31 protein-coding genes are annotated in these 24077 nt (G+C 75.0%); 17 read left to right on the forward strand and 14 right to left on the reverse strand.

Annotated elements, in window-relative coordinates; all coding sequences use genetic code 11:
* Positions 1 to 71 precede the first annotated feature (71 nt).
* The gene (locus tag AB2U05_RS00075) at positions 72 to 614 is read right to left on the reverse strand and encodes an NUDIX hydrolase (RefSeq protein WP_369182007.1); all 543 of its coding nucleotides are present in this window, start codon (positions 612 to 614) and stop codon (positions 72 to 74) included.
* Between the two features lie 456 nt (positions 615 to 1070).
* Here AB2U05_RS00075 and AB2U05_RS00080 point away from each other — a divergent pair, with 456 nt between their 5' ends.
* Complete coding sequence (locus tag AB2U05_RS00080; protein ID WP_045697862.1) at positions 1071 to 1328, forward strand: hypothetical protein; 258 nt, start codon at positions 1071 to 1073, stop codon at positions 1326 to 1328.
* 16 nt (positions 1329 to 1344) lie between these two features.
* Positions 1345 to 1659, forward strand: a complete 315-nt coding sequence (locus AB2U05_RS00085) for a hypothetical protein (RefSeq protein ID WP_369182008.1) — start codon at positions 1345 to 1347, stop codon at positions 1657 to 1659.
* 66 nt (positions 1660 to 1725) lie between these two features.
* Here AB2U05_RS00085 and AB2U05_RS00090 read toward each other — a convergent pair whose 3' ends face one another.
* On the reverse strand, positions 1726 to 2328 hold the full coding sequence (locus AB2U05_RS00090) for a DUF3995 domain-containing protein (RefSeq protein ID WP_244178826.1): 603 nt from the start codon (positions 2326 to 2328) through the stop codon (positions 1726 to 1728).
* Positions 2329 to 2899: 571 nt separating this feature from the next.
* Here AB2U05_RS00090 and AB2U05_RS00095 point away from each other — a divergent pair.
* Entirely contained in the window at positions 2900 to 4171 is a 1272-nt protein-coding gene (locus AB2U05_RS00095) for a LuxR C-terminal-related transcriptional regulator (RefSeq protein ID WP_369182009.1), read from the forward strand.
* A gap of 177 nt (positions 4172 to 4348) precedes the next feature.
* Here AB2U05_RS00095 and AB2U05_RS00100 read toward each other — a convergent pair whose 3' ends face one another.
* Positions 4349 to 4492, reverse strand: coding sequence for a hypothetical protein (locus tag AB2U05_RS00100; protein WP_369182010.1), 144 nt, complete (start codon positions 4490 to 4492; stop codon positions 4349 to 4351).
* A gap of 250 nt (positions 4493 to 4742) precedes the next feature.
* Between AB2U05_RS00100 and AB2U05_RS00105 the strand changes: the two genes are divergently transcribed.
* The 3 genes from AB2U05_RS00105 (at position 4743) to AB2U05_RS00115 (ending at position 5865) form a co-directional block, all read left to right on the forward strand.
* Positions 4743 to 5159: a hypothetical protein gene (locus AB2U05_RS00105; protein WP_369182011.1), complete on the forward strand. Its 417-nt coding sequence runs from the start codon at positions 4743 to 4745 to the stop codon at positions 5157 to 5159.
* Complete coding sequence (locus AB2U05_RS00110; RefSeq protein ID WP_045710093.1) at positions 5156 to 5410, forward strand: hypothetical protein; 255 nt, start codon at positions 5156 to 5158, stop codon at positions 5408 to 5410. Before AB2U05_RS00105 ends, AB2U05_RS00110 begins: the two co-directional genes overlap by 4 nt.
* Positions 5411 to 5532: 122 nt before the next feature.
* Positions 5533 to 5865 (forward strand): DUF6087 family protein, encoded by a 333-nt coding sequence (locus AB2U05_RS00115; protein ID WP_369182012.1) that lies wholly within the window; start codon positions 5533 to 5535, stop codon positions 5863 to 5865.
* A gap of 37 nt (positions 5866 to 5902) precedes the next feature.
* Here AB2U05_RS00115 and AB2U05_RS00120 read toward each other — a convergent pair whose 3' ends face one another.
* Both AB2U05_RS00120 and AB2U05_RS00125 read right to left on the reverse strand, forming a co-directional pair.
* On the reverse strand, positions 5903 to 6274 hold the full coding sequence (locus AB2U05_RS00120) for a hypothetical protein (protein WP_369182013.1): 372 nt from the start codon (positions 6272 to 6274) through the stop codon (positions 5903 to 5905).
* Between the two features lie 46 nt (positions 6275 to 6320).
* A complete protein-coding gene (locus AB2U05_RS00125; protein ID WP_045697852.1) occupies positions 6321 to 6842 on the reverse strand; it encodes a peptidylprolyl isomerase in 522 nt (173 codons plus the stop codon).
* A gap of 151 nt (positions 6843 to 6993) precedes the next feature.
* Between AB2U05_RS00125 and AB2U05_RS00130 the strand changes: the two genes are divergently transcribed.
* The gene (locus AB2U05_RS00130; RefSeq protein WP_369182014.1) at positions 6994 to 7932 is read left to right on the forward strand and encodes an NAD-dependent epimerase/dehydratase family protein; all 939 of its coding nucleotides are present in this window, start codon (positions 6994 to 6996) and stop codon (positions 7930 to 7932) included.
* Positions 7933 to 7941: 9 nt separating this feature from the next.
* Here AB2U05_RS00130 and AB2U05_RS00135 read toward each other — a convergent pair whose 3' ends face one another.
* Both AB2U05_RS00135 and AB2U05_RS00140 read right to left on the reverse strand, forming a co-directional pair.
* Entirely contained in the window at positions 7942 to 8274 is a 333-nt protein-coding gene (locus tag AB2U05_RS00135) for a DUF1330 domain-containing protein (RefSeq protein ID WP_045710094.1), read from the reverse strand.
* A gap of 74 nt (positions 8275 to 8348) precedes the next feature.
* A complete protein-coding gene (locus AB2U05_RS00140) occupies positions 8349 to 8747 on the reverse strand; it encodes a hypothetical protein (RefSeq protein ID WP_369182015.1) in 399 nt (132 codons plus the stop codon).
* A 371-nt stretch (positions 8748 to 9118) separates the two neighbouring features.
* Between AB2U05_RS00140 and AB2U05_RS00145 the strand changes: the two genes are divergently transcribed.
* Positions 9119 to 9625 carry a helix-turn-helix domain-containing protein gene (locus AB2U05_RS00145; protein ID WP_244178825.1) on the forward strand — a complete coding sequence of 169 codons (507 nt, stop codon included), beginning with the start codon at positions 9119 to 9121 and terminating at the stop codon, positions 9623 to 9625.
* A gap of 93 nt (positions 9626 to 9718) precedes the next feature.
* Here the strand turns inward: AB2U05_RS00145 and AB2U05_RS00150 are convergent, their stop codons facing one another.
* Both AB2U05_RS00150 and AB2U05_RS00155 read right to left on the reverse strand, forming a co-directional pair.
* Positions 9719 to 10135 (reverse strand): VOC family protein, encoded by a 417-nt coding sequence (locus AB2U05_RS00150; protein WP_045697901.1) that lies wholly within the window; start codon positions 10133 to 10135, stop codon positions 9719 to 9721.
* A gap of 10 nt (positions 10136 to 10145) precedes the next feature.
* Complete coding sequence (locus AB2U05_RS00155; protein WP_063773520.1) at positions 10146 to 10520, reverse strand: helix-turn-helix transcriptional regulator; 375 nt, start codon at positions 10518 to 10520, stop codon at positions 10146 to 10148.
* A 155-nt stretch (positions 10521 to 10675) separates the two neighbouring features.
* Between AB2U05_RS00155 and AB2U05_RS00160 the strand changes: the two genes are divergently transcribed.
* Positions 10676 to 11296 (forward strand): carbonic anhydrase, encoded by a 621-nt coding sequence (locus tag AB2U05_RS00160; protein ID WP_045710096.1) that lies wholly within the window; start codon positions 10676 to 10678, stop codon positions 11294 to 11296.
* 133 nt (positions 11297 to 11429) lie between these two features.
* Here the strand turns inward: AB2U05_RS00160 and AB2U05_RS00165 are convergent, their stop codons facing one another.
* Positions 11430 to 11993, reverse strand: a complete 564-nt coding sequence (locus AB2U05_RS00165; protein ID WP_369182016.1) for a GNAT family N-acetyltransferase — start codon at positions 11991 to 11993, stop codon at positions 11430 to 11432.
* Between the two features lie 157 nt (positions 11994 to 12150).
* Between AB2U05_RS00165 and AB2U05_RS00170 the strand changes: the two genes are divergently transcribed.
* Positions 12151 to 12975, forward strand: a complete 825-nt coding sequence (locus AB2U05_RS00170) for an isocitrate lyase/phosphoenolpyruvate mutase family protein (protein ID WP_369182017.1) — start codon at positions 12151 to 12153, stop codon at positions 12973 to 12975.
* 92 nt (positions 12976 to 13067) lie between these two features.
* The gene (locus AB2U05_RS00175) at positions 13068 to 13655 is read left to right on the forward strand and encodes a histone deacetylase (protein ID WP_369185866.1); all 588 of its coding nucleotides are present in this window, start codon (positions 13068 to 13070) and stop codon (positions 13653 to 13655) included.
* Between the two features lie 16 nt (positions 13656 to 13671).
* On the opposite strand, the gene AB2U05_RS00180 is transcribed toward AB2U05_RS00175, so the two are convergent.
* A complete protein-coding gene (locus AB2U05_RS00180; RefSeq protein ID WP_369182018.1) occupies positions 13672 to 14067 on the reverse strand; it encodes a cupin domain-containing protein in 396 nt (131 codons plus the stop codon).
* A gap of 52 nt (positions 14068 to 14119) precedes the next feature.
* Here AB2U05_RS00180 and AB2U05_RS00185 point away from each other — a divergent pair, with 52 nt between their 5' ends.
* Both AB2U05_RS00185 and AB2U05_RS00190 read left to right on the forward strand, forming a co-directional pair.
* Positions 14120 to 15112 (forward strand): GlxA family transcriptional regulator, encoded by a 993-nt coding sequence (locus AB2U05_RS00185; protein ID WP_369182019.1) that lies wholly within the window; start codon positions 14120 to 14122, stop codon positions 15110 to 15112.
* Between the two features lie 29 nt (positions 15113 to 15141).
* On the forward strand, positions 15142 to 16509 hold the full coding sequence (locus tag AB2U05_RS00190) for a HEAT repeat domain-containing protein (RefSeq protein ID WP_369182020.1): 1368 nt from the start codon (positions 15142 to 15144) through the stop codon (positions 16507 to 16509).
* A gap of 18 nt (positions 16510 to 16527) precedes the next feature.
* On the opposite strand, the gene AB2U05_RS00195 is transcribed toward AB2U05_RS00190, so the two are convergent.
* Positions 16528 to 17523: a zinc-dependent alcohol dehydrogenase family protein gene (locus AB2U05_RS00195; protein ID WP_369182021.1), complete on the reverse strand. Its 996-nt coding sequence runs from the start codon at positions 17521 to 17523 to the stop codon at positions 16528 to 16530.
* A 136-nt stretch (positions 17524 to 17659) separates the two neighbouring features.
* On the opposite strand from AB2U05_RS00195, the gene AB2U05_RS00200 reads away from it, so the two are divergent.
* Positions 17660 to 18667, forward strand: a complete 1008-nt coding sequence (locus tag AB2U05_RS00200; RefSeq protein ID WP_369182022.1) for a phosphotransferase family protein — start codon at positions 17660 to 17662, stop codon at positions 18665 to 18667.
* 27 nt (positions 18668 to 18694) lie between these two features.
* On the opposite strand, the gene AB2U05_RS00205 is transcribed toward AB2U05_RS00200, so the two are convergent.
* Positions 18695 to 19315 carry a TetR/AcrR family transcriptional regulator gene (locus AB2U05_RS00205; protein ID WP_369182023.1) on the reverse strand — a complete coding sequence of 207 codons (621 nt, stop codon included), beginning with the start codon at positions 19313 to 19315 and terminating at the stop codon, positions 18695 to 18697.
* 502 nt (positions 19316 to 19817) lie between these two features.
* On the opposite strand from AB2U05_RS00205, the gene tpx reads away from it, so the two are divergent.
* Positions 19818 to 20318, forward strand: a complete 501-nt coding sequence (gene tpx, locus AB2U05_RS00210; protein ID WP_045697830.1) for a thiol peroxidase — start codon at positions 19818 to 19820, stop codon at positions 20316 to 20318.
* Between the two features lie 124 nt (positions 20319 to 20442).
* Here the strand turns inward: tpx and AB2U05_RS00215 are convergent, their stop codons facing one another.
* A complete protein-coding gene (locus AB2U05_RS00215; protein ID WP_045697828.1) occupies positions 20443 to 21129 on the reverse strand; it encodes a polysaccharide deacetylase family protein in 687 nt (228 codons plus the stop codon).
* A gap of 257 nt (positions 21130 to 21386) precedes the next feature.
* Here AB2U05_RS00215 and AB2U05_RS00220 point away from each other — a divergent pair, with 257 nt between their 5' ends.
* Both AB2U05_RS00220 and AB2U05_RS00225 read left to right on the forward strand, forming a co-directional pair.
* Positions 21387 to 22751, forward strand: a complete 1365-nt coding sequence (locus AB2U05_RS00220; RefSeq protein WP_369182024.1) for a hypothetical protein — start codon at positions 21387 to 21389, stop codon at positions 22749 to 22751.
* 71 nt (positions 22752 to 22822) lie between these two features.
* The gene (locus AB2U05_RS00225; protein ID WP_369182025.1) at positions 22823 to 24070 is read left to right on the forward strand and encodes an AAA family ATPase; all 1248 of its coding nucleotides are present in this window, start codon (positions 22823 to 22825) and stop codon (positions 24068 to 24070) included.
* Positions 24071 to 24077 lie beyond the last annotated feature (7 nt).

Raw genomic sequence — 24077 nt, forward strand, 5'->3', positions numbered from 1 at the left:
CCGCAATCGGCGCAGGCCACACGCGGTGCGAGCGGGGCCCCGGCCTCCACTTTCGGGTGGGCCGGGGAGGGTCAGCCGCCGGCCAGGCGGTGCGGGCCGAGGTAGTAGGAGAGCGCGGCCTGCGTGGCGCCGTCCGAGACCTGTCCGCCGGTCAGCAGCTCGACCACCTCGGCCTCGGGCAGCCACTCGACACGGGTGGCCTCGGCGACGTCCTGCGGCTCGCCCACGTACGTGCAGCCGGTCACGTGGAAGGCGTGGAAGCGGGCGTCGGAGATACCGGTCAGGGCGAAGTACTCGGTCAGCGGCTCGACGCGGCCCGGGCGCCAGCCGGTCTCCTCCTCCACCTCCCGGGCGATCGCCGCGGCCGGCTCCTCCCCCGCCTCGACCCACCCGGCCGGCAGCTCCCAGCCCCACCGGCCGGTGATGAACCGGTGCCGGTACAGCAGCAGGAACCGGCCCCGCTCGTCGGTGACGACGGCCGTGGCGCAGGCCCTGGGCATGCGCAGCACGTGGTGCTCGACGCGCCCGACGCCCGGAATCTCGACATCGTCCAGCCACAGCTCCACCCACTCCGAGCCGTACACCCTGCGCCGCCCGAACACCTGCCACCGCACCCTCAACGCCTCCTCCGGCCGCACACCGCTCCGAAGCGCCACTCTGCCACCCCCACGACCGGGCCCGGCCGACACGGGGCCGGGCCGACACCGCCCGCAGGCACGGAACCTCCCACCCGACCCCTCCGCCGCCCGGTCACCATCCGCCATACCTCCCCCGGCGAACCGCCCAGTCTCATCCCGCAGTTCACCACCGGGCGCAACCGGGGCCCACCGCCTGGACGGGCGCAGCGGGGTGTTCGTCGCGTCGATATTTGTCATGGGCATGATGACATGTCCGGATGCGGACAGGCCGATTGGCGACATCCCGAAGGCCTTCCGGCGGGGTCCGCGGGCGACGAAGCTGGTGATCGCCGCCAGGAGGACGAGCCCGGACGGCAGCCGGACGAAGCGTCAACCGCGGGACGCCCCGACCGGCCAGGCCCACCCCTTCCACCGACAGCAGAGGACTCCACCATGATCCGCACCCGTATCGCCCAGGCCGCCGCGGTCGCCTCCGTCGCCCTCACCACGCTCATGATCGCCCCCGCTGCCTCCGCCGCCACCACTTCGGCGGCCGCCCCGGCCACCACCGTCGCGTCCGACAGCATCGGCTGGGGCGGGACCGTCGCCCCGGGCAGCATCGGCTGGGGCGGCACCGTCGCCCCGGCCGGCACCACCGGCTCCGACAGCATCGGGTGGGGCGGCACCGTCGCCCCGGCCGGCATCGGCTGAGCCGGCCGAGTTCGCGATGGAGATCGTCCACGCCAGCCTGAAACGCCGCCACCCCGCCTCCGCAGCACGGAAGAACGAGGCCGCCGAGGCCGTGGACGCCCTGTGGGCGCACGCCGAACCGGCAGACGGCCTCCAGCACGCCAGCGCCCTGCCCGCGCCCGACCGCATCGACCTCCTGCTCTACCTGCTCACCCAGGACACCCCCGGCCAGGGCGACGCCGTCAGCCGCGCCCACCGCCTGATCACCCGCAGCCACCGCACCTCGCCGCTGCTGCGCCACAGCTACCTGCCGCTCGACCCCCGGGCAGCCACCGGCCGCACCGCCCGCTGACCCGCCACCCGGCCCCTGCCTCGGACTCCACCGGGTCCGGGGCCGGCCTCCTACGCCCGTGCGGACCTAGCCGATCCCGGCGATCACGGCGGCCACCGACAGCCCGAGCGCGCCCAGGGCGCCGACGCGGCCCGCGAGGACGGCACCGCGGCGGTCCGCCACGCCGCGCAGGTGCGAGCGGCCGGCCAGCAGGAAGGCGAGGCCGCCGGCGACGAACCACGGCCCCCACAGGTAGGTGTACCAGCGGCTGACCGACTCCAGCTCCGGGTCCAGCGAGATGACGTGGGCCTGCACCAGCAGGCCCTGCCCGACGAACAGCGCCCCGTGCCACACCAGCAGCACCGCCGCGCCCCACGCCATCAGCTGCAGCAGCCGCTCCTCCCAGGGCCGCCAGCGCCCGCGCCCGAAGGTGCGGCCGCTCACCAGCGCCAGGCCCAGCACCCCGCCGACGACCTTGAGGGCACCGGTGGCCCACAGCACCGCGATGAAACCCGCATTGTGCTCCTCCATCAGCCTGACCAGCGACGGCGAGACCGTCGAGGAGGCCAGGGCCGTACCGCCCAGCGCCCAGTAGAAACTCGGGACGGCGAAGGAGAACCCCCACACGGCGGCGGCGTAGCCGGGCCAACGGGCGGATCGGTCGGACGGATCGCGGTGCAGGAGGCTCACGGCCACGATTGTGCCCCGGGCGCGCACGGCACCGGCCGGTTTCGGCCACCCGGGGCCACCCCGGGCCGCACCGGGGCCTGCCGTGTTCACGAGCACGTTCTCGAATGCCCCGGGGCGGATCCCACCCACCCAGCCGGCAGCGGATGGCTCCCGCTGCCCCTGCCCCGCGGCGAGCCCCCGTTCGGGCTCAGGCGAGGCAGTGCCCGAAGGGGGGACGGCCGTCTCCCCAGGCGGTGGTGAGGATACGGGGGCACGGCGGAGCGGGCGAGGCGGCGGGGCCCGCGGCGGCCGCTGCGACCGTGTCCCAGGCCGTCGTGCCCGGGGCCGCCCAGGCGGCCGTACCCGCTCCCGTCAGGGCGGCCAACGCCAACCCCAGTACCACCGCCGACGTGCGCCGTGCGAACCTCTTCACCACGGGATCTCCCTTCCCCACCTGCTCAGTGACCTGGCATCGGATCGCCGGGCTCCGGTTGGGCGCCCGCCGATGGGAAGAACACTCGCAGGCCGAAGCGGTCCGCCGGGAGAGATCGCAGGTCTCATCTGCGCGCCATGCACGTTCAGGAGGTATGCCGTGACCAGCCGGCCCCAGGAGCCGCAGCTCAGCGAAGAGGCCCAGAGCCTCTACCACTGGGCGCTGATCAACGACCCGGTGACGGCACAGGCACGGGCGCGGGCCGCCGACGAGACCGACCTCGGCGAGGACGCCTGCACGGCGGCCTTCGCCACCCTGACCGGCGCGGGCCTGCTCAAGGAAGTCCGCACCGCGCGCGGCACCGTCTGGGAGGCACAGAGCCCCCAGGCCGCCGGCGCCCAGCACCTGGCCGAACGCGAGGCCGCCCTGCGCACCCGCGAGGACGACCTGCGCGGCCAGGAGGACGACCTGCGCCGCGAACGCGAACGCCTGCGCGGACTGCGCGAACAGTACGCCGCCCTGATGCCCGTCTACCTGCACGGTCGCCAGCTCTCCCACCCGCACGGCATGATCGACCTGCTCACCGACAAGATCGCCGTACGCGCCATGCTCGTGGAGGCCGTCGACGCCGCCCGCGAGGAAGTCCTGGTCTCCAAGCCCGGCGGCGCCTTCCCGCCCGCCGCCCTGCGCGAGGCCCTGCCGCGCGACCTGGCCCTGCTCGCCTCCGGCCTCCGGATGCGCAACCTCTACCAGCACGCCACCCGCTACGACCAGCCCACCCGCGCCCACGCCGAACAGCTGATCGCCGCCGGCGCCGAGATCCGCACCCTCACCGAAGTGCTGCCGCAGATGATCGTCATCGACCGCGAACTGGCCTTCCTGCCCGCCCCCGGCAGCGGCGCCCTCGTCATCCGCGAACCCTCCCTGCTCGCCTTCCTCATCGCCGCCTTCGAACGCGACTGGGGCAACGCCGCACCGTTCTCCGTCGGACCGCAGGCCGCCCACGACGTCTCCGAGGACCTCAAACAGACGATCGTCCAACAGCTGTCCAACGGCCTCAAGGACGAGGCCATCGCCCGCCGCCTCGGCGTCTCGCTGCGCACCTGCCGCCGACACGTCTCCGAACTGCTGGAGACCCTGGGCGCCACCAGCCGCTTCCAGGCCGGTGTCATCACCGAACGCCTGCGCGCCGCGATGGCCGCACGCACCGAGGAGGCGGGACCGCCCGCCCACGCCGCCGCGGAGGCGGGACCGGAGTCGGAACCGGGGGCGGGACCAGGGGCTGGACCGGGGGCGCAGCGGTGCGAGCAGTGCGGCGGCGCGCTGCCCGCGGCCGCCGCCACCGGGCGCCGGCGCCGGCACTGCTCGCCGCGCTGCCGCTCCCGCGCCCACCGCGCCCGACAGCGGCCCGCCGACCCGCCCCGGACGTGACGGAACACCACCCCGCGACGAAACCAGGCCGACCGCCGGGCCGCCGCAGACCGGGGCGTTCACTACCAACTCGGGCAATCCGCGCCCGATGTGGCGACGCAACGCAACGAAACGCGCCGGCCCCGGGGCGGAAGGAGCCCGAACAGCCGGAGAACAACTGCTTCCGCCCGGTAGCGGCTACTCGTCGAATTCCTCGAACGGAACGCCGTGGCCGGCGTTGTGGCACTCACTCTCGAATCGGCCCCGGTGTTTCGCCGGATGTTCCTGCGCCCGGCCCAACGACGCGCGCAAACTGCGCACTTCGACGCCGAACTTGGCCACGAGTGGACGCTTCTGTGCCAAGTTCCCTGCCACTCATGACCCTTGAGCCTCCTTCCCCCCCTTTCGCGAGGTTGAAGAGCTTCGGACGCTGGAGGAGAGTTGAGCGCCCTGGGTAGTCATCTCGCTACGGAACGGAGTCATCGCCATGGCGCGAACCCGCCCCCGCACGGCCGCCGGACGGCCGACGCCCTACCGCCCTCGGGAAGGTGAACCGGTCCTGGACCGAACCACCGGCGCTAAGGTCGTCTCCATGGATTCGCGGGGCGGGCTCGCCCATGTGCGGCCGGTGGGCGGGGGCGTGGAGCGGACGGCCCTTCCCGCCCGGATCGAGCCGTTGCCGGACGGGCCCGAAGCGGTGGTCGCGGTGGCCCCGTACTCGCGCCCGCGCGGCACCCGGGGCCGGGTGCGACAACAGGGCCAGGGGGGCCGGGTGAAGCGCCGCCCCCGCCCCGAGACGGACGTGCTGGTCGCGATCTGCGTCGTCGGCGCGCTCAGCGGCGCGGCCTCGGCGGCCGCCGCCTGGGCGGTGCCCGGGCCGCCGAGACCCACCACCGCGCTGGTGTGCCTGCTGGCGTTCGCCTCGGCCCTCAACTCCGGGGTCGTGCTCTCCGAACCCGTCCTGCACCGCGCCGCCGGACGCCGCAACGAACCGGCCGTTCCGCGGTGAGCGCCTCCTTCGCCTCGCCCGCCTCCCCCGCCTCCCCGGCCTGCCCGGCGCGCGGCTGCGGCACCCCGGTCGACCTGCTCAACGACGCCAACGCGGCCGGGCGCACCTGGAGTTGCCCCGGCTGCGGCAGCTGGGGCGTCGCCTGGTCGGCCTCCTACCTGGCGAGCCAGCCCTTCGAGGACCCCCTCGTCCTGCTCGGCCGCAACCTGCGCTACCGCGAGCCGGGCAGCGGCCCCGCGCCGGCGCGCTGACCCCTGCAAGCCCGGCGCTGCCCGGCGCCCGGCGACACCCCGCGGCCCACCGCCGCGAAGGCGCCCGCCCGCGGCAGCGGCACCGGCTACCCTCGGGCCGATGCCCGGGGAGAGGAGCAGCGGTGCTCGGAGCCGACGACGACGGACAGTCCATCGCCCCGTGGTACGGGGCGCGCGCGGGGCGGGTGCGCCCGGTGGGGACGCGGGACGCGCTCGCGCTCGGACCGGCGCCCCGGCGCGGCGCCCTGTTCGAGGACGCGGTGTGCCTGGTCGTGGAGTGGGACGGGGCCTGCTGGCGGCCGCTCGGGGTGGCGGACGGCTACGCCGAGGCGTACACCGTGATCGTGCGGCGCGGCGAGGCCTTCGCCGCGCCGCAGGAGGACACCCCCGTGGCGCTGCTGCGCAAGGGCAGCGGCCGCCACCGGCGGGCGGACGAGGGGACGGCGGGCGCGTGAGCGTGGCAGGGGGCCCACGGTGCTACGACAAGCGCGGCTACGTCCGGCCGGACGGCTCCTGGCCGCCCCGGCTGTTCGGGGCGGCCAGGGCGGCGAGGGCCTCGCGCGCGGCCAGGCGTCCGGCCATCCGGTAGGAGTGCTCGCGGGTGTCGATGAGGTGCACCGTGGTGTGGTGGACCACCAGTGCCAGCGCGAGCGGTACGCCGGGCAGTTGCTCGGCGAGTTCGGCGCGCACGCCCTCGGCGAGCGCGGCGTGGAAGCGCTCCAGGTCGCCGGGGAGGACGTCGCCGCGCACGGTGGCATCGGTGGCGGCCTCCAGGTGCAGGCCCTCCTCCCACGGTTCGAAGTCGACCGTGGTGACCGCGACATCGGACGGACAGCCCGCCTGACGCACGTAGCGCACGTGCACGCCCCGCACCGGGCGGGAGGGAAAGGAGACCACCGCTCCGGTGCCGTCAGGAGTGGTCGATCTCGACCGAGGTGATCACCACGTCGCTGACCGGGCGCTCGCCGTCCACCGGGACGGCGGCGATCGCGTCGACGACGGCCTTGGACGCGGCGTCGGCGACCTGCCCGAAGATCGTGTGCCGGCGGTTGAGGTGGGCGGGCGTGCCCACCGTGATGAAGAACTGCGAACCGTTCGTCCCCGGGCCCGAGTTGGCCATCGCCAGCAGGTAGGGCCGGGTGAAGAACAGCTCCGGGTGGAACTCGTCGGCGAACGCGTAGCCGGGCCCGCCCGTACCCGTACCGGTCGGATCACCGCCCTGGATCATGAAACCGGCCACCACCCGGTGGAACAGGGTGCCGTCGTAGAACGGGCCGGTGCCCGCCTCGCCCGTCCGCGGATCGGTGTACGCGCGGGTGCCCTCGGCGAGTTCGACGAAGTTGCGCACCGTCTTCGGCGCGTGGAAGGGGAACAGCTCCAGGCGGACCGGACCCGCCGTGGTGTGCAGGGTAGCGAACCGGGCGGTGGCCACGAACAACTCCTCGGACAAGGACACACAGGACGAGGGCATCCTGACACAAGCCCACGCCCCGAGCCGAACCACACACTCGGGACACGAGCGGCGCGGGGCGAGAGCGGGCCCGGGTACGGGGTGGGGCCGGGGGCCTTCTAGGGTGGGGCGGGTGAGCTTTCATCTGGTCGTCGGACACGGGCCCGCCGGGGCCGCCACCGCCCGCCTGCTGGCCGAACGGGGGCACGAGGTCCGGGTGGTGACCCGCAGCGGGGGCACCGCCGCGCCGGGCGTGGAGCACGTGGTGCTGGACGCGCGCGACGCCCGCGCCCTGACGGAGGCCGCGCGCGGAGCAGCGGCCATCCACAGCTGCGCGGCGCCGCCGCTGCCGCAGTGGGGCACGCAGTGGCCGGCACTGGCCCGGTCGCTGTGCACCGCGGCCGAGACCAGCGGCGCGGTCCTGGTGATGCTCGGCAACCTGTACGGCTACGGCCCCGTCACCGGGCCGATGACCGAGGACCTGCCCCTGGCCGCGACCGGCACGAAGGGACGGGCCCGGGCGGCGGCGTGGCAGCACGCCCTGGCGCTCCACGAGGCCGGACGAATCCGCGCGGTGGAGGTTCGGGCCTCGGACTTCTTCGGCCCCGGTGTCACCACCGGCGGCCACCTCGCCGCCCGAGCCGTACCCCGGCTCCTGGGGGGCCGGGCCGTGACCGTGCTCGGCGACCCGGACGCCCCGCACAGCTGGACCTACCTGCCCGACGTCGCCCGGGCCCTGGCCGAAGTCGCGAGCGAACCAGGGGCCTGGGGACGGGCCTGGCACGTGCCCACCGCCCCGGCGCGCTCGGCCCGTCACATGGCCGAGCTCATCACGACCGAGGCGAACGCCGAACCGGCGACGGTACGCCGCCTGTCCCCGGCCCTGCTGAACGCGGCCGGGCTGTTCTCCCCGCTGCTGCGCGAACTGCGCGAAGTCCGCTACCAGTTCGAGGGCCCGTTCGTCATGGACTGCTCCGCCTACGAGGCGGCGTTCACCGCACGGGCCACGCCCGTCACGGAACAGATCACCGCCACCGTGACCTGGTGGCGCGAACGCCTGCGCCGTCCCTGACCACAGCCGTCAGAGCTTGGCCAGGTGATCGGCCGCCCGGTAGCCCTCCGGCACACCCTGTGCCAGGACGATGTCGGCCCGCATGTTCCGCGTACGCAACGGGGCGATGTCCCGGTAGGCGGGCGAGTGCCACCAGGCGAGGGCGCTGTCGTGGTCGGGGAACTCGATGAGGATCAGGCCCAGGGCACCCCAGGTGCCCTCGACGGTGTCCAGACGGTCGCCGCCGTGGACGAGGAAACGCCCGCCGAACGGGTCGAGGGTGTCATCGATGCGCCGCAGGTACTCGACGATGTCGGGACCGGGGGTGACGGCATGGACCTGGGCGACGGCGTAGGCGGTCATCGGGATGCTCCCTGGGTGTCGTGGGGTGATGCCCTCGACGGTAGGGGGCGGCGGGCGGCCCGCGAATCCGTCACCTATCGGTACCGGATACGTAGACCGGCGGGCGGGCCGGGCCGGCGGGGGGTGCCGGGGGTGTCGGGTGCGGTGTCGAGGCGTTCCAGGCGCAGGACGAGATTGGCGTAGTCCAGGGGCTTGCCGCTCCGGTGGCAGTCGTTGCTGGTGACCACCTGGCAGGGGGTGCCGTCGCGGTCGGTCAGCGGGCCGGGAGTGGTGCGCAGGTTCGGCCGCCAGAGGCGGCCGGGGGCAAGGTGTTCGAGGGCGAGGGTCCAGCTGTCCTCGTCGACGACGAGGCTGGCGCCGGCACAGCCGGGCAGGACGCGGGTGCCGTAGCGGCCGCGCACGAGAACGCGCTGCTCGAAGTCGGTGTCCTTGCCCAGCACGGTGATCCGCCACGGCCCGTGATACCTCAGCATGCCCGCCTCCCAGCGCACTCGGCGCGCCGCGCTCGGACGCGCTCCCGCCTGCTCTACGGACACGGGAGGCGCGACGGCTCAGCGAGGCGGCCGGTCACCGGCCGACCACCGGTCGACCCACCCCGGCGGCGGGGCGCGCACGCCCTCACGCGGCGCACCCCGCCCGGCACTTGACGAGCTATCAGGTATATTCTCGCGGCCGCCCGTTCCGGAACGCCGGCCGACACCACAGGCCAACTGGCGCGGATCACCGGCAGGTTCAACATCCACACCAGCTGACGGGCTTGGGCTATCGTGACGTGACCCGGTCGGCCCCGCGGGGAGCGGACCGCAACGGCCGGGGAGCCCGAACGGGGCGAGGAAGGCAGGGCATGGCGAAGCCAGACAAAACGGGCCTCAAGCCCGCGACGGCACAGGAAACCGCCGCAGCGAGGACAGCCGTACGGACAAGCACCCAGGCGGCGCAGGCGGGTGCGCTCGCGGCCAGGATCGAGGCACTGTTCCACACCGTCCGCCGCCCCGACCGCGAGCAGTACACCAACGAGGAAGTCGCACGGGCCTGCCGGGAGGCGACCGGGGAATCGTTCTCCACCACCTACCTGTGGCAACTGCGCACCGGGCGGCGGGACAACCCCACCAAACGCCACCTGGAAGCACTCGCACGGTTCTTCCAGGTGCCACCGGCCTACTTCTTCGACGAACAACAAGGCACCCAGATCGCCAGAGAACTCGCACTCCTGGCCGCCCTGCGCGACGCGGGAGTGCGCTCACTGGCCCTACGGGCCATCGAACTGTCCCCGGAAGGACTCGACACCGTCAACGAACTCATGGACGTCATCGCCCGCCGGGACACCGCACGCCGGCGCCCGTCACCCTGACGGAACCGCCACCACACGACAGGACGGGCGCCGTCCGCGCTACGGCCACGGCCGGGGGCCGGGTTCGGGGGCCGGGGTCGGGGTTCGGGGCGGCTACGCCGTGCGCGCCTGGTTGAAGCGCAGCATGTTGCCCGCGGGATCGCGGAAGGCGCAGTCCCGCACACCGTAGGGCTGGTCCATCGGCTCCTGCAGGACCTCGGCACCGGCCGCGCGGATGCGCTCGAAGGTGGCGTCGCAGTCGTCCGTGCGGAAGATGACACCGCGCAGCAGGCCCTTGGCCAGGAGTTCGGCGGCGGCGCGGCGGTCCTCGGCACTGGCGTGGGGATCGGCGAGCGGCGGTTCGAGGACGATCTCCACGCCGGGCTGCTCGGGCGAACCGACGGTGACCCATCGCATGCCCTCGAAGCCGACGTCGTTGCGGACCTCGAAACCGAGCACGTCACGGTAGAAGGCCAGGGCCCGGTCGTGGTCGTCGACGGCGATGAAGCACTGGGCGAGTTGGATGCTCATGACGCCCACGCTACGGCAGGCCCGGCAGTCCCGGGCGGGGCCGGCGGCCCGGACGGGTGGCGACCTTGGCGACGCACGCGGGGATCGCGGCGCCGCCCCGGTGGTCACGGGCGCGGTAGGCGCTGGGACTCTCACCCACGAGCTCCGTGAAACGGGCGCTGAAGGATCCCAGCGACGTGCAGCCGACCGCCATGCACACCTCCGTGACCGACAGGTCCCCCCGACGCAGCAGGGCCTTCGCCCGCTCGATGCGGCGCGTCATCAGGTAGCTGTACGGCGTCTCGCCGTACGCGGCACGGAAGCTGCGGGAGAAGTGCCCCGAGGACATGAGGGCGGCCGCGGCCAGCGCAGCCACGTCCAGCGGCTGGTCGTAGTCGCGGTCCATGCGGTCACGAGCCTGACGCAACCGAACAAGATCATCCAAAGACACCCGGGCCGCCACGGACACCACGCTAGCGAACCGCCCCGACACCCACCACCCTGCCCCCGACCACGGGGTCGCCCCGCCGGGGCCGGGCACCCCGATCTAGGGTGGTGACCATGACCCCCTCCCCCATACCCGGCCCCGCCGAGGCCCTGCAGGCACTCCTGGAAGGCAACGCCCGGTTCGTCGCCGGCAAGCCCGAACACCCCAACCAGGACGCCGGCCGGCGTGCCGCACTCGCCCCCGCCCAGCGCCCCTTCGCGGTCCTGTTCGGCTGCTCCGACTCCCGACTGGCCGCGGAGATCATCTTCGACCAGGGGCTGGGCGACCTGTTCGTCGTCCGCACCGCCGGGCACGTCACCGGCGCCGAGGCGCTCGGCAGCATCGAATACGGAGTCAGCGTCCTGGACTGCCCGCTCGTCGTCGTCCTCGGCCACGACTCCTGCGGAGCCGTCGCCGCCGCGCTCGACTCCCTCGAGCAAGGGCAGCTCCCCGGCGGCTTCGTCCGCGACGTCGTCGAGCGCGTCACACCCAGCGTGCTCGCCGCACGGGCCGCCGGCATCGAGGACCCCGACGCCATCGTCGACGAACACATCCGCCAGACCGTCGACCTCCTCCTCGAACGCTCCCACCTGCTCGCCACCCGCGCCGCCGGCGGCAAGGTCGCCGTCGTCGGCCTGTCCTACCGCCTGCACGACGGCCAGGCCCGCCTCATCACCGGCCACGGCCTCACCTGACCCCCACACACCGGGCAGCGGTGAGCGGGCCGTGTGCGCGAGAAGTCGGCCCCGCCGACTTCTCGCGCACAGCGAGGCCGTCCACGCCCGAGCACGGGCCCCGCTTCCGCTGCGGTCTCAGCGCCTCAGCACCTCAGCGCCTCAGGTCACGCGCGAGCGCCGCGTACACGTACTCGCTGCCCCAGCGCTGCCCGTCCACGTCCAGGTCGTTCTCCACCAGGTGCGCCTCCCGGCGCATCCCCAGCCGCTCGCACACGCCCACCGACCCCGCGTTCTCCACGTCCAAGCGCGCGAACACCCGGTGCACGCCCAGCGCGTCGAACGCCAGCGCCGCGAGGGCCGAGGCCGCCTCCGTCGCGTACCCGTGGCCCTCGTGGTCCGGATGCAGCGACCACCCGATCTCCGCCTGCCGCGCATACGCCGACGCCACCTTCAGCGACACCTCCCCCACCACCCCCGGCAGCCCGCGCCGGCACACCGCCAGCGCCAGCGCGTCCCCCTCCTCGCCCCAGGAGAGACACCGCGCCCGGGAAGCCACCAACTCCTCGCAGCGCTCGCGCGAGTACGGCTCGCGGTACAGGTAACGCGCCACCGACTCCAGCCCCTGGTACGCGAACACGTCGGCCGCGTCCCCCGCCGCGAACGGGCGCAGCACCAGCCGGTCCGTGGTCACCGGAACCAACGAGACGATGTCCATCCGTCCTCCCCGAAGCCTCAGCAGCAGCGCGCCCCGGCCCGGGCCGCGCCCGGCCACACCACCACCCACCACCCCGCCCGTGCAACCGGATTCCTCCGCGGCCGCCCCGGCGCCGGTTCGGGTGGTCCGTGGGGGGTGGGCGTGGTTGGCTCGGGGTATGGCCTCGCAGCGTGACAAAGCCGTCCGTTTCCGTGAGCTGCACGTTCCCGGGAGCCCGCTCGTCCTGGCCAACGTCTGGGACGTCGCCGGTGCCCGCGTCGTCGCCGCCACCGGCGCTCCGGCCGTCGCCACCACGAGTGCGGGCGTGGCGTGGGCGCTCGGCGCTCCGGACGGCGACCGCCTCGACCGGGCCGACGCGCTCGCGCTGATCCGCCGCGTCGCCCGCGCCCTCGACGTCCCCGTGACCGTCGACGTCGAAGGCGGCTTCGGTGCCACGCCCGGGGAGGTGGCCCACACCGTCGAGGCCGTCATCGAGGCCGGCGCGGTCGGCATCAACATCGAGGACGGCGACCGGCACCCGGCCGACTTCGCCGAGCGGCTCGCGGCGGCGCGCCACGCCGCCGACCGGGCCGCCGTCCCGCTCTACATCAACGCGCGCACCGACGTGTACTTCAAGGGGATCGGCGAGCCCGAGGGCCGCCTCGACGAGACGCTCGCCCGAGCGGCGCGCTACCTGGAGGCGGGGGCCAGCGGGATCTTCGTGCCCTTCGCGACCACCCCCGACGACGTGGCGTCGCTGACCCGGGGGATCGCCGCGCCGGTGAACGTCCTGGCGGCCGCCGGCGCGCCGAGCGTCGCCGAACTCGCGGCCCTGGGCGTCGCCCGCGTCAGCCTCGGCTCCAACATCGCCGCGGCCGTCTACGCCCTGGTCCGGCGGGCCGCCGAGGAGCTGGCCACGACCGGGACCTACGCGTCACTGGCGGAGACCATCCCCTACCAGGAACTCAACCGGCTCCTGACGGACACCGCCCAGCCTCGGTGAGCGCCTTCCCGAGCCGTCCCACCGCCCCGTGCGCCGGACACCCGGACGGGCCCGGAGAGCGACTCGTCTGGTACGCCGCGTACGGCTCGAACCTGAACCCCGACCGCCTCGCCCGCTACCTGCGCGGCGGCAGGCCCCCCGGCGCCGCCCTCGCCCACCCGGGCTGCCGCGACCCCCGCCCGCCGCGCCGCCGGACGACCACCACCCTGCCCGGCACCCTCTACTTCGCCACCACCTCCACCCTCTGGGGCGGCGGGCGCGCGTTCTACGACCCGCACGCCCCCGGGTGGACGGCCTGCGCGGCGTACCTGATCACCGCCGGCCAGTTCAGCGACATCGCCGCCCAGGAGATGCGCCGCAGCCCCGGTAGGGACCTCGACCTCGGGCCCGTCCTCGCCACCGGGCGCCACCGTCTCGGCCCCGGGCGTTACGAGACCCTCCTCCGTCCGGGCGACCTCGACGGACACCCCCTGCTCACCTTCACCGCCCCCTGGGACCTCGCCGGGGCCGCGGCCCTCCTCAACCCGCCCAGCCCGGCCTACCTCCGGAACATCGCCACCGCTCTCGTCCGCGTCCACCGCTGGGGCCCCTGGCGCACCGCCGCCTACCTCGCCACCCGGCCGGGCGCCGCGCCCTGCTGGACGACCAGCACGGTCTGCGACGCCCTCGGCCCGCCCTGAGCCCCCGGGGTGTCGCTCAGACGTCGAGGACGTGTCCGGTCGTCGCGTCCACGTGGGCGGGGACCTCGTCGTGGCGGTCGCCCACGGTCGGCGTGCCGGTCGGCTCGAACATGAGGATCGCGGCACCGGACGGCGCGGACGGCCGGTGCTCGGTACCCGCGGGCACGGTGAAGACCGCCCCCTTCGGCAGCCGGACGGTGCGCTCGCCCTCGGGCTCGCGCAGGGAGATGTGCAGTTCCCCGTCGAGCACCAGGAAGAACTCGTCGGTGTCGTCGTGGGCGTGCCAGATGTGCTCGCCCTCGACCTTCGCGACCCGGACGTCGTAGTCGTTGACGCGGGTGACGATGCGCGGACTCCACAGCGCGTCGAAGGAGGCCAGGGCCCGGGAGATAAGGATCGGCTGGTTGCTCATGGCCTCATCCTCGGCCGCCTCGCACGGGCGGCGTGAGTGCTAGGAATTGCGCATGGCGAAAGAATCCTCGCAACGGGCTCGTGCGGCGGGCGCCCACCGGGTGGTCGTGATCGTGGACGAGAACTCGAACCCGTTCGAGCTCGGCTGCGCGACCGAGGTCTTCGGCCTGCGCAGGCCGGAGATCGGCCGCGAGCTCTACGACTTCCGGCTCTGCTCCCCCGAGCCGTCGACCGCGATGCGGGACGGCTTCTTCACCCTCACCGGGGTCGCCGGCCTGGAGGCGGCCGAGACGGCGGACACCCTGATCGTCCCCAACCGCCCCGATGTGGAGGTGCCCCGCCGGCCCGCGGTGCTCGACGCCATCGCACGGGCGCACGCGCGCGGCGCTCGCCTGATCGGCTTCTGCAGCGGGGCCTTCACCCTCGCCGAGGCCGGTGTCCTCGACGGGCGCCGGGCCACGGCCCACTGGCAGTGGGCCGACTCCTTCCGCTCCCGCTTCCCCGCCGTCCGGCTAGAGTCGGACGTGCTGTTCGTGGACGACGGTGACATCCTCACCGCCGCCGGGAGCGCGGCCGCACTCGACCTCGGGCTGCACGTGGTCCGGCGCGACCACGGTGCCGAGGTCGCCAACTCGGTCAGCCGGCGACTGGTCTTCGCGGCGCACCGCGACGGCGGGCAGCGGCAGTTCGTCGAGCGCCCCGTGCCCGACCTCCCCGACCAGTCCCTGGCACCGGTCCTGGCCTGGGCGCAGGAACACCTCGACTCGCCGCTCACGATCGCCGACCTCGCGGCGCGGGCGGCGGTCAGCCCGGCGACACTGCACCGCCGCTTCCGGGCACAGCTGGGAACGACCCCGCTGAGGTGGCTCACGGGGGAACGGCTCGCCCTGGCCTGCCGACTGATCGAGCGGGGCGAGTCACGCTTCGAGGTCGTCGCACGCCTGAGCGGGCTGGGCACCGCGGCCAATCTGCGCGCCCTGATGCGCCGCGGGACGGGCATCACGCCGTCTGCGTACAAGCGGCGCTTCGGGCTCGAGGCGAACTGACGGCAGCCCGCGGGTTAGCCTGGGCGGCCGTGTCCACTTCTCAGCTCCTGGCGGCCCTCGGGGACGCCGACCCGGCCGTCCGGCGCGCCGCCGAGGACGCCCTCGTCGCGCTCGGCCCGTCCGCCCTGCCGCTCCTGCTGGCGCGGCTGCTCGACTCCGATGTGCCGGCGTTCGAGAACGCCGCGCTGAACGTCGTTCGCCGCAGCGGGCGGTCGGCCTTTCGCGCCTCGCTGGACGCGCTGCGCGAAGCGGCGCCGGGCCAGGCGCAGCGGCGGGCGGTGCGGGCGTTCACCGGTCTCGGTGCCGCGGCGCTGGCGGACTACACCGGCGCGCTCGGGCACGAGGACCCGGTGGTCCGGCGCGCGGCGGTCTCGGCGCTGGGCGAGTTCGGGAAGCTCGGCGAGTTCGGGGAGCTCGGGAAGTTCGGGGAGGAGGGGGTGGCGGTCGCCGCGCAGGTGGTGCCGCTGCTCGGCGATCCGGACGCGGAGGTGCGGCGGCAGGCCGTGTCGGCGTTCTGCTCGTGGGGGGCGGGGGTGGTCCCGCTGCTCCGGGCCGTGCGGCGCGGCGGTCCCGGCGCCGCCCGTGCGGGAGCGCTGGAGGCCCTGGCCGAGATCGGTGGCGAGGCGGTGCTGAGCGCCCGGGACGTCGCGGCGCTGGAGCGGCTGGTCCGCATCAAGCTGCCCGACGACGTGCCCTCGCCGCTGACCTGCTGCCACCTCTCGTGGATCGCGGTGAGCACCGGGGACCAGGGCGGGGTGATGGACCTCCTCGGCCTGTCCGATCCGCGCCGGGTGCCCTTCGCCGCAGGCGTGTTCGCCGCCGACTGCGACGGGCACGGCGGCCTGGGCGCGGACCCGCTGGCCCAGTACCGCCGGGTCTTCGTCACCCCCGAGCTGGACGGCTGGACCCTGGTGGTCGGCGCGTGGTGCGACCCCGCCGACGAGGAGCGCGCGGCGGAGGTGCTGGCGACGTGCGCCCGCCTGAGTGCCCGCTACGGGCGCGCCCAGGCCTACTGGCACAGCTACCAGAACGACGGGTCGGCGGTGCTCGTCGCCGAAGGGGGCACGGTCCTGCGGCGGTTCGCCTTCGTTCCGGGCGAGGAGGTGCGGCACCTGGAGCTGGGGGCGCCGCTGCCGTACGAGCAGCAGCGGCGCGCCGCGCTCGGGCTGCCCCCGCTGGCGGCCGTCCGTCCGGACGTCGACGACGAGGAGGACGAGGGGGAGGAGGACGACGACTGGTTCTGGGAGCTGATCGACCTGGCGCCCGGTCTCGCCGGCCACCTGAGCCTGGACCCCAGGAACGTCGACGGCCGGACGCCGGCCCGGGGCACCGGCTGCCTCGCCCTCACCGGGTACGGCCGTGAGTCCGGCGCGCCGCCGGGGGCGCTCAGGCTCTGAGGGGCCGGCGACGGCCGGTCAGTCCCCCACCGTCAGCACGATCTTGCCGACCTGGGTGCCCGCCTCCAGGTAGCGGTGCGCGTCGGCGACGGTGTCGAGGCCCGCGAAGACGCGGTCGACGACCGGGACGAAGCCGCCGTCCGCGAGCCCGGCCGCGACGAAGGCGTGGGCGCGGCGCAGCCGTTCCCGGTCCCGCGTCACCTCGTGCATGGAGTAGAAGCGGCTCACGACGGGCGCGAAGTCCTCCTGCCCGGGCAGCGGGGTGTCGCGCGGGTCGAGGCGGCCGTAGACGATCACCCGGCCGCCGGGGGCGACGGTGCGGGCGAGGGTGAGGATGCCGGGGCCGGCGACGGGGTCGAAGACCGTCCGTACGCCCTGCCCGCCGGTGGCGTCCAGGACCGCCTCGACCAGGTCCTCCTCGCCGGTGACGACGACGCGGGCGGCGCCGGCGTCGAGGAGCTGCTGCTTCTTGCCGGGGGTGCGGGTGGTGGCGATGGGGACGGCGCCCAGGCGGCGGACGGTCCGGATCGCGGCGAGGCCCACGCCGGAGGCGGCGGCGGTCAGCAGGACGTGGTCGCCGGGGCGCAGGTGGCCGTCCTCGGCGAGGGCGCCGTACGCGGTGAGGTAGGGCATCCAGACGGCCGTGCCCTGGACGGGGGTGAGGCCGGCGGGGTGGTGGACGACGGCGTGCACGGGGGCCAGCACGTGGGTGCCGTAGGTGCCGTAGTCGTTCATCGAGAAGGCGGGGACGGTGTCGACCAGGTCGCCGACGGCGAACCCGGTGACGCCCTCGCCGAGGGCGTCCACCGTGCCGGAGGCTTCGTAGCCGAGGGTGGCGGGCAGCTTCGGGTCGTCCAGGTAGGTGCCGGAGCGGAACAGGGCTTCGGCGCGGTTGAGGCCGATCGCGGCGACGCGGATGCGCAGTTCGCCGGGGCCGGGTTCGGGCATGTCGGTGGTGCGGACGGTGAGGACCTCGGGCCCTCCGGTGGTCTCGAAGACGACGGTCCTGGGCATGGCTGTGCTCAACTCCCCTGGTACGGGCGGCTGCTGATGCTCGATCGAACGCCGCTCAGCCAACCCCCGGTCCGGGGGCGCTGTCAAATTTCGATATCCGTCGAAAAAGCGGGGCGGCAGGCGTAGGGTGGCGGGCGTGATCGAGAAGCACAGCGCTGGACACTCCGCCGGGCCGACCGAGGAGTGGGGTGCCACCCGCCGCTGGGTGGAGGGCCTGCTCGCGCCCGGGGAGCGGATCGTCGGGGCCCGCACGCTCCAGGGCGGGTGGACGTCCCGGATGCGGCGCCTGGACGTCGAAGGAGGCGCGGGCGAGGGCGGTGACGACCCGGCGCGGCCCGGGTACGCGCTGGTGCTGCGCTCCTTCGTCAAACCGTTCTACCTGCGGCACGCCGAGAACATGCTGGCCCGCGAGGCCCAGGTGCTGCGGCAGTTGGAGCCGAGCGCGGTGCCCACGGCGCGGCTGTGCGCGGTGGACGCGACCGGCGAGTTCTGCGACCACCCGTCGCTGGTGATGACGCTGCTGCCCGGCACGGTGCGGCTCGCCGAGGACGGCGACGTCGACCGCCGGATCACCCTGCTGGCCGGGCAGTTGGCGGCCGTGCACGCGCTGGAGGTGCCCGCGGAGCAGCGGCCGCGCGACTGGCAGGCGTGGACGGCGCCGGATCGGGTCGCGGTGCCCGAGGGGACGGCGCGGCCGGACCTGTGGCGCCGTGCGATCGCGGTGATCGACCGCCCGGCGCCCGCCCACCGGGCCTGCTTCCTGCACCGCGACTTCCACCCGGGCAACGTACTGTTCACCGGCGCCGGCGAGGAGTTGGCGGTCAGCGGGGTCGTCGACTGGGTGGAGACCTCCTGGGGCCCGACCGACCTGGACGTCGCGCACTGCTCCACCGCGCTGGTCCTGCTGCACGGCGTCGAGGCCGGGATGTCCCTCGCCGACCGCTACCAGGAGGCCGGCGGCCGGCTGAGCGAGGCGCCCGGCGACCACCTGTACTGGCGGGTGCTGGACGCGCTCGCCTTCGCGCCGGACGCGGAGAAGGTCGCCGTCCCGTGGCGCGGTCTCGGGCGCACCGACCTCACCCCGGAGGTGCTGACGGGCCGCCTGGAGGACTACCTGCAGGCGCTGCTCGCGCGGTACGCCTGAAACCGGCGGGGTCCAGGAGACAGGCCCTCAGGCCTGGACGCCGTCCACGGAGTCCGCGGAGTCCGCGCCGGCCGTGACGATGGCCAGGGCCCGCCCGACCAGCTCGACCGGGTCCGACAGCCCGTACTCCTCCGCCCAGTGGACGAGCGCGGCCCCGGCGGCGGCCAGGCAGGCGCCGGCGGCCACGGTCAGCCGGAACTCCTCCTCCGGGCCGGCCCCTTCGCTGCGCAGCGCCGAAACGAACGCGCGCTGGATGAGGTAGTGGTTGTGCAGGTTCCGGGCCCGCAGCGCGGGGGTGACGTTGCCCAGGCGGGTGCGGGTGAGCAGCATCCGCCGCTGCGCCTCGGTGGCTTCCTGCATGCTCTCCACCAGGGCGCCGGCGATCCGCCGCATCGGCCCCTCGGCCGCCGGGCGCGCCGCGGCCCGCTGGGCCAGCACGGGGTCGAACTCGCCGCTGAAGACGAGGTCTTCCTTGGTCGGGAAGTGCCGGAAGACGGTCACGGAGGACACCTCCGCCGCGCGCGCGACGTCCGCGACGGTGGTCCCGTCGAAGCCGCGCTCGACGAACAGTGCCAGTGCGTGGTCCTGGATGGAGCGTCGGACCCGCGCCTTCCGCTGTTCCCGGAGTCCTGGTTCCCGTGCGTTCATGACGTCACGGTGGGACGACGGCCGATGGGGGTGGAGGATGTCATGGGCGATTCCTGGTCGAGGGGACGGGTGGCGGAGAAGCCGGGCGCTGCCCGGGGTCAGGCTCTGGGCGCACCTCCGGCCGACTGCCGAACGCGTACGGTCGGCAGACGATCGACGGCGGCCGCAGGGGCCGCTCCGCAGGCGATGTAATCGAATAACGTCATTGGCATCTGTTTACAGCGTCGGCTCCGGGGCCACAACGCGATTCCGCCCGCCTGGCAGGAACAGGACCAGGAACGGCGAAGACCGGGACGCCGCGCGGTCGGCGAGCTTAGGGGCGCGAGCGATCAAGGGCCACGCGATCAAGGGCCCGAGCGATCAAGGGCCCGAGGGACCAAGGGCCTCGGCGATCAGGGCCGGCGGATCCCGGGCCACCCTCGGGGCGGGCACGGCGGACGGTAGGATCGTCGGCGGCTGGCAATCGCCGCGCCCGTTTACCGATGCTGGTAGGAGAGAGTTCATGGCTCAGGTCACGCTGAAGGGGAACCCCATCGAGATCGGCGGCTCGCTGCCCGCCGCCGGGAGCCAGGCCCCCGCGTTCACGCTGGTCGGCGAGGGCCTCGCGGACACCTCGCTCAAGGACTTCGCGGGCAAGCGGAAGGTCCTCAACATCTTCCCGAGCATCGACACCCCCACCTGCGCCAGCTCGGTGCGCGCCTTCAACTCGAAGGCCTCCACGCTGGACAACACCGTGGTGCTGTGCATCTCGGCCGACCTGCCGTTCGCGCAGGCCCGCTTCTGCGGCGCCGAGGGCCTGGAGAACGTCAAGACCCTCTCCACCCTGCGCGGCCGCGACTTCCACGACACCTACGGCGTCTCGATCGCGAACGGCCCGCTCGCCGGCCTGACCGCCCGCGCCGTCGTCGTCCTCGACGAGAACGACACCGTCCTGCACACCGAGCTGGTCGCCGAGATCGCCGACGAGCCGAACTACGAGGCCGCCCTCGCCGCCCTCAACTGACCCGGGCCGCCCGCCGGTCGGGCACCTGACGCTCGCCGAAGGGGCGGGGTACGGCAGTGGCCGTACCCCGCCCCTTCGCGTCGGCCACCGCCTGCCGCACGGCCGGGGCTGCGCCGGCGGCGGGTCAGCCGCAGAGGACGCCGAAGCCGTAGCCGCGCGCCTTCAGGGTGGACAGGATCGCCGGCAGCGCGGCGACGGTCTGGCTGCGGTCGCCGCCGCCGTCGTGCAGCAGGATCACCGACCCGGGGCGGACGTCGCGCAGCACCCGCGACTGGATCGCCGCCGTGCCCGGGCGCGCCCAGTCCTGCGGGTCCACCGACCAGAGCACGACCTGCTTGCCGTCCGCGGCCGCCCGGGAGCGCACGGTCGCGTTGACGGCGCCGTACGGCGGGCGCAGGCAGGTCGGGGTGCGGCCGGTCTGCGCGCGGATCGCCCGATCGGTGTTCCGCACCTGCGCGTCGACGGCCGGGCCGGACAGCTTGCGCAGGTCCGGGTGGGACCAGGAGTGGTTCTGCACGCTGTGGCCCCGGCGGGCGACCTGGCCGGTCACGCCGGGGTGGGCGGAGACGTTCTGGCCGATCTCGAAGAAGGTCGCGCGCACGCCGTAGCGGTCGAGGACGGCGAGGACCTTCGGGGTGTAGGCGGGGCTGGGGCCGTCGTCGAAGGTCAGGTAGACGACCTTGCCGCCCGCCGCCCGCGCCTCCGCCGCGGGCAGGCCCACCGCCGTTCCCGCCGCCAGGGCGACGGCGAGCGCGCCGATCGCCGTCCGGAGCCTTCGCCCTGCCCTGCGCCTGCCTGTCCGTGCGGCCATGGCCACCCCCTGCGGTCGGTACTTTCCGGGTACGGACAGTGTGCGCGGCGGTGCGCCCGCGCCGCGAGCGCCGACGACCCTCCGGGGGCTGAAATCGGCCATCCGGCACGAGGGTTGAGGATCCACGCGGGCCCCTGGCCTCCGGCGCCCGCGCGAAACGACCTGGCGGACGGGCCGCGGCAGGGGCTATGCTCCCCGGCGATGACCACTCACGCTGTTCTCAGATTGGGGGTCCCGTCCGCGCAAGGTGAGTGCTGATGGCCACTCACACCGCGCACGGGGACACCTCCCACCTCTCCTTCTGGCGGCACGTCCGCGAGTTCGCGGTACCGCCCGCCATGATCGAGACCGCCACCGCCCGCCGCCTGTCCGGCGACTGGGCCGGGGCCCTGACCGCCGCCCGCGTGGACCTCGACTTCCGGATCCGGGACGTCGTCCGCGCCCACGGCCGCGAGTTCACCGATCACCTGCTGGCCGACCTGCACCGCCTCGCGCCGGACCTGCTGCGCTGGCACCTGCCGAGGACCGCCCCGGACGGGCTGCTGCGGCCGGGGCTGACCGTGCCGCTGGCCCGCTACCCGGGCGAGCGCCCGGTGGCGCTGGTGGTCCGGACGCCGCCCGCCTGGGCGGACTTCGGGCAGCGCATCGGCCTCGCGCTCTGGGACGGTTCCGCGAACGGCGGCCCGCCGCTCCAGCATCCGCACCCGCACCCGAGCCGGCGCTTCCGCTTCGACCTGCACCGGCACCTGTGGGACGCCGGGCGCAGCGGGGAGTTCGCGGCCCGGGCCGGCACCGGGGGCCCGAGCGGCCTTCCGGCGGCCGACGCCGTGGCGGCCGGCCTGCGCTGCGCCGTCGACCGGTGGGGCGCCGAGGCCGGGCTGCTGCTGCGCGCCGAGGGGCGCCCGGCCGGGCCGGTCGCGGTGCGGCTCGGGCGTCGGCGGATGCTGCTGCTCGAACCCGGTGCGGCCGGGGTCACGGCGGTCCGTCCGGTCGGGGACGTCCGGGAGGCGCGCGGCCTGCCGCTGCTGCCCGACGCGGCGACCTGGGTGGCGCCCGACCTCGACCTGCTGCGGTCCGGCACCCTCGGGCCCGAGCTCCTGCACCCTTTGGTGGCACGGGCGTTGGCCCCCGGGCATGCTCGCGGGCCGGTCCGGCCGGGCGGAGCGGGCGAGTCGGGTCGTGCGGGCGGCTTCGGCGGGCCCGGGCTGGTGGACTGCCGGGGGGCGGTCCACCGGATCGGTCTGGTCGACGGGGTGCTCGCCCCGCTCGACCACGCCCCGGCCGAGCTGCGCCGCGAGCGGCTGCTGATCGCGCTCTCGGGCACCCCGCTGCCCTGCCTGCGGGCCGTCGAGCGGGCGCACCGCCGTCCGCACGAACTCGCCGGTCTGCGCGAGCGGTTGGACCACGGCGACGTGGACGGCGCGCTCGCGGCGGTCGAGGCCGTGCTCGGCCCGCAGGCTCGGCTGCGCGAGGGGCCGCTGCGGGACGCGCTGGCGGCGATCGAGGAGCGGCGGAGCACGTACGAGCGCTACCGTGCCGGCCTGGCCACGCCCGGGCCGGACGCGGTCGCGTTCCGCCGCCGCGACCGCCGCCCGAAGCACCACTGGTCGCACCCGCGTTAGGGCCTTGGGCCCTCCGGCGCCGAAGCGCCGGCGCATTTCCTCCCCTTCCCTACGCCACGAGGTGATCACCCATGCCCACGTCCATGCCCACGTCCATGCCCACACACCCCAGCCCGCGCCTCGATGTCGCCGACCAACTCCTCGGCCTGCTCGGCGAGTTCGACACCGAGCCGCGCCCCGACACCCAACTGGAGGCGCTGACCCTGGCCGTCGCCGCCGATCTGCCCGTGCTGCTGTGGGGCGAGCCGGGCATCGGCAAGACCGCCGCGCTCAACCAGCTCGCCGCCGCCCTGGAGCTGCCGCTGACCACGGTGATCGCCAGCGTCCACGAGCCCTCCGACTTCGCCGGGCTGCCGATCCTCGGCGACGACCCGGCGCAGCAGGGCGTGCCGCTGGCGCCGCCGGACTGGGCGGTGCGGCTGGTCCGGGCCGGGCGCGGCCTGCTGTTCCTGGACGAGCTGTCCACCGCGCCGCCCGCCGTGCAGGCCGCGCTGCTGCGGCTGGTCCTGGAGCGGCGCATCGGCGCGCTGCAACTGCCGCCGGGCGTACGGATCGTGGCGGCCGCGAACCCGCGCGCCTCGGCCGCCGACGGGTGGGAGCTGAGCCCGCCGCTGGCGAACCGGTTCGTCCACCTGCCGTGGGTGCACGACCACGAGGTGGTGGTGCGCGGGCTGGGCGGCACCTGGCCGGTGGCCACCCTGCCGTGGCTCGACCCGGGCGCGCTGCGGCCCGCGGTCGCGCTGGCCCGGCGCGCGGTGTGCGGGCTGCTGACGGCCCGTCCCGAGCTGGTGCACCGGCTGCCGAGCAGCGAGACCCGGCGCGGCGGAGCCTGGCCGTCGCCGCGCAGCTGGGACATGACGCTGCGGCTGATCGCCTTCGCGACGGCGGCCGGCTCCTCCCGGGAGGTGCTGTCGCTGCTGGTGCGGGGCACGGTCGGGGACGGCCCGGGGCTGGAGCTGATGGCGCACCTGGACCGGATGGACCTGCCGGATCCCGAGGACCTGCTGGCGGATCCGGCGGGCGCGGTGCTGCCCGAGCGCGGGGACCTGCGCCAGGCGGTGCTGGACGCGGTGGTGGCGGCGGTGCGCAACCGGCCGGAGCGGGCGCGCTGGGACGCGGCGTGGGCGCTGCTGGTGCGGGCGGTGGAGACGGGCGCGCCGGATCTGCTGGTCGTCCCGGCGACCACCCTGGCGGCGCTGCGCCGGGAGGACTGGGAGGTGCCGGCGGCGATCGAGCGCCTGGCCCCGGCGGTGGCGCTGTCCCGCCGGGCCGACCTCGCGGCCGCCGCGGTCGCCCGTCCGGCGCGGGCCGGCCGGTGAGCGCGCG

Source organism: Streptomyces sp. Y1 (assembly GCF_041053115.1).
Lineage (GTDB): Bacteria > Actinomycetota > Actinomycetes > Streptomycetales > Streptomycetaceae > Kitasatospora > Kitasatospora rubellomurina.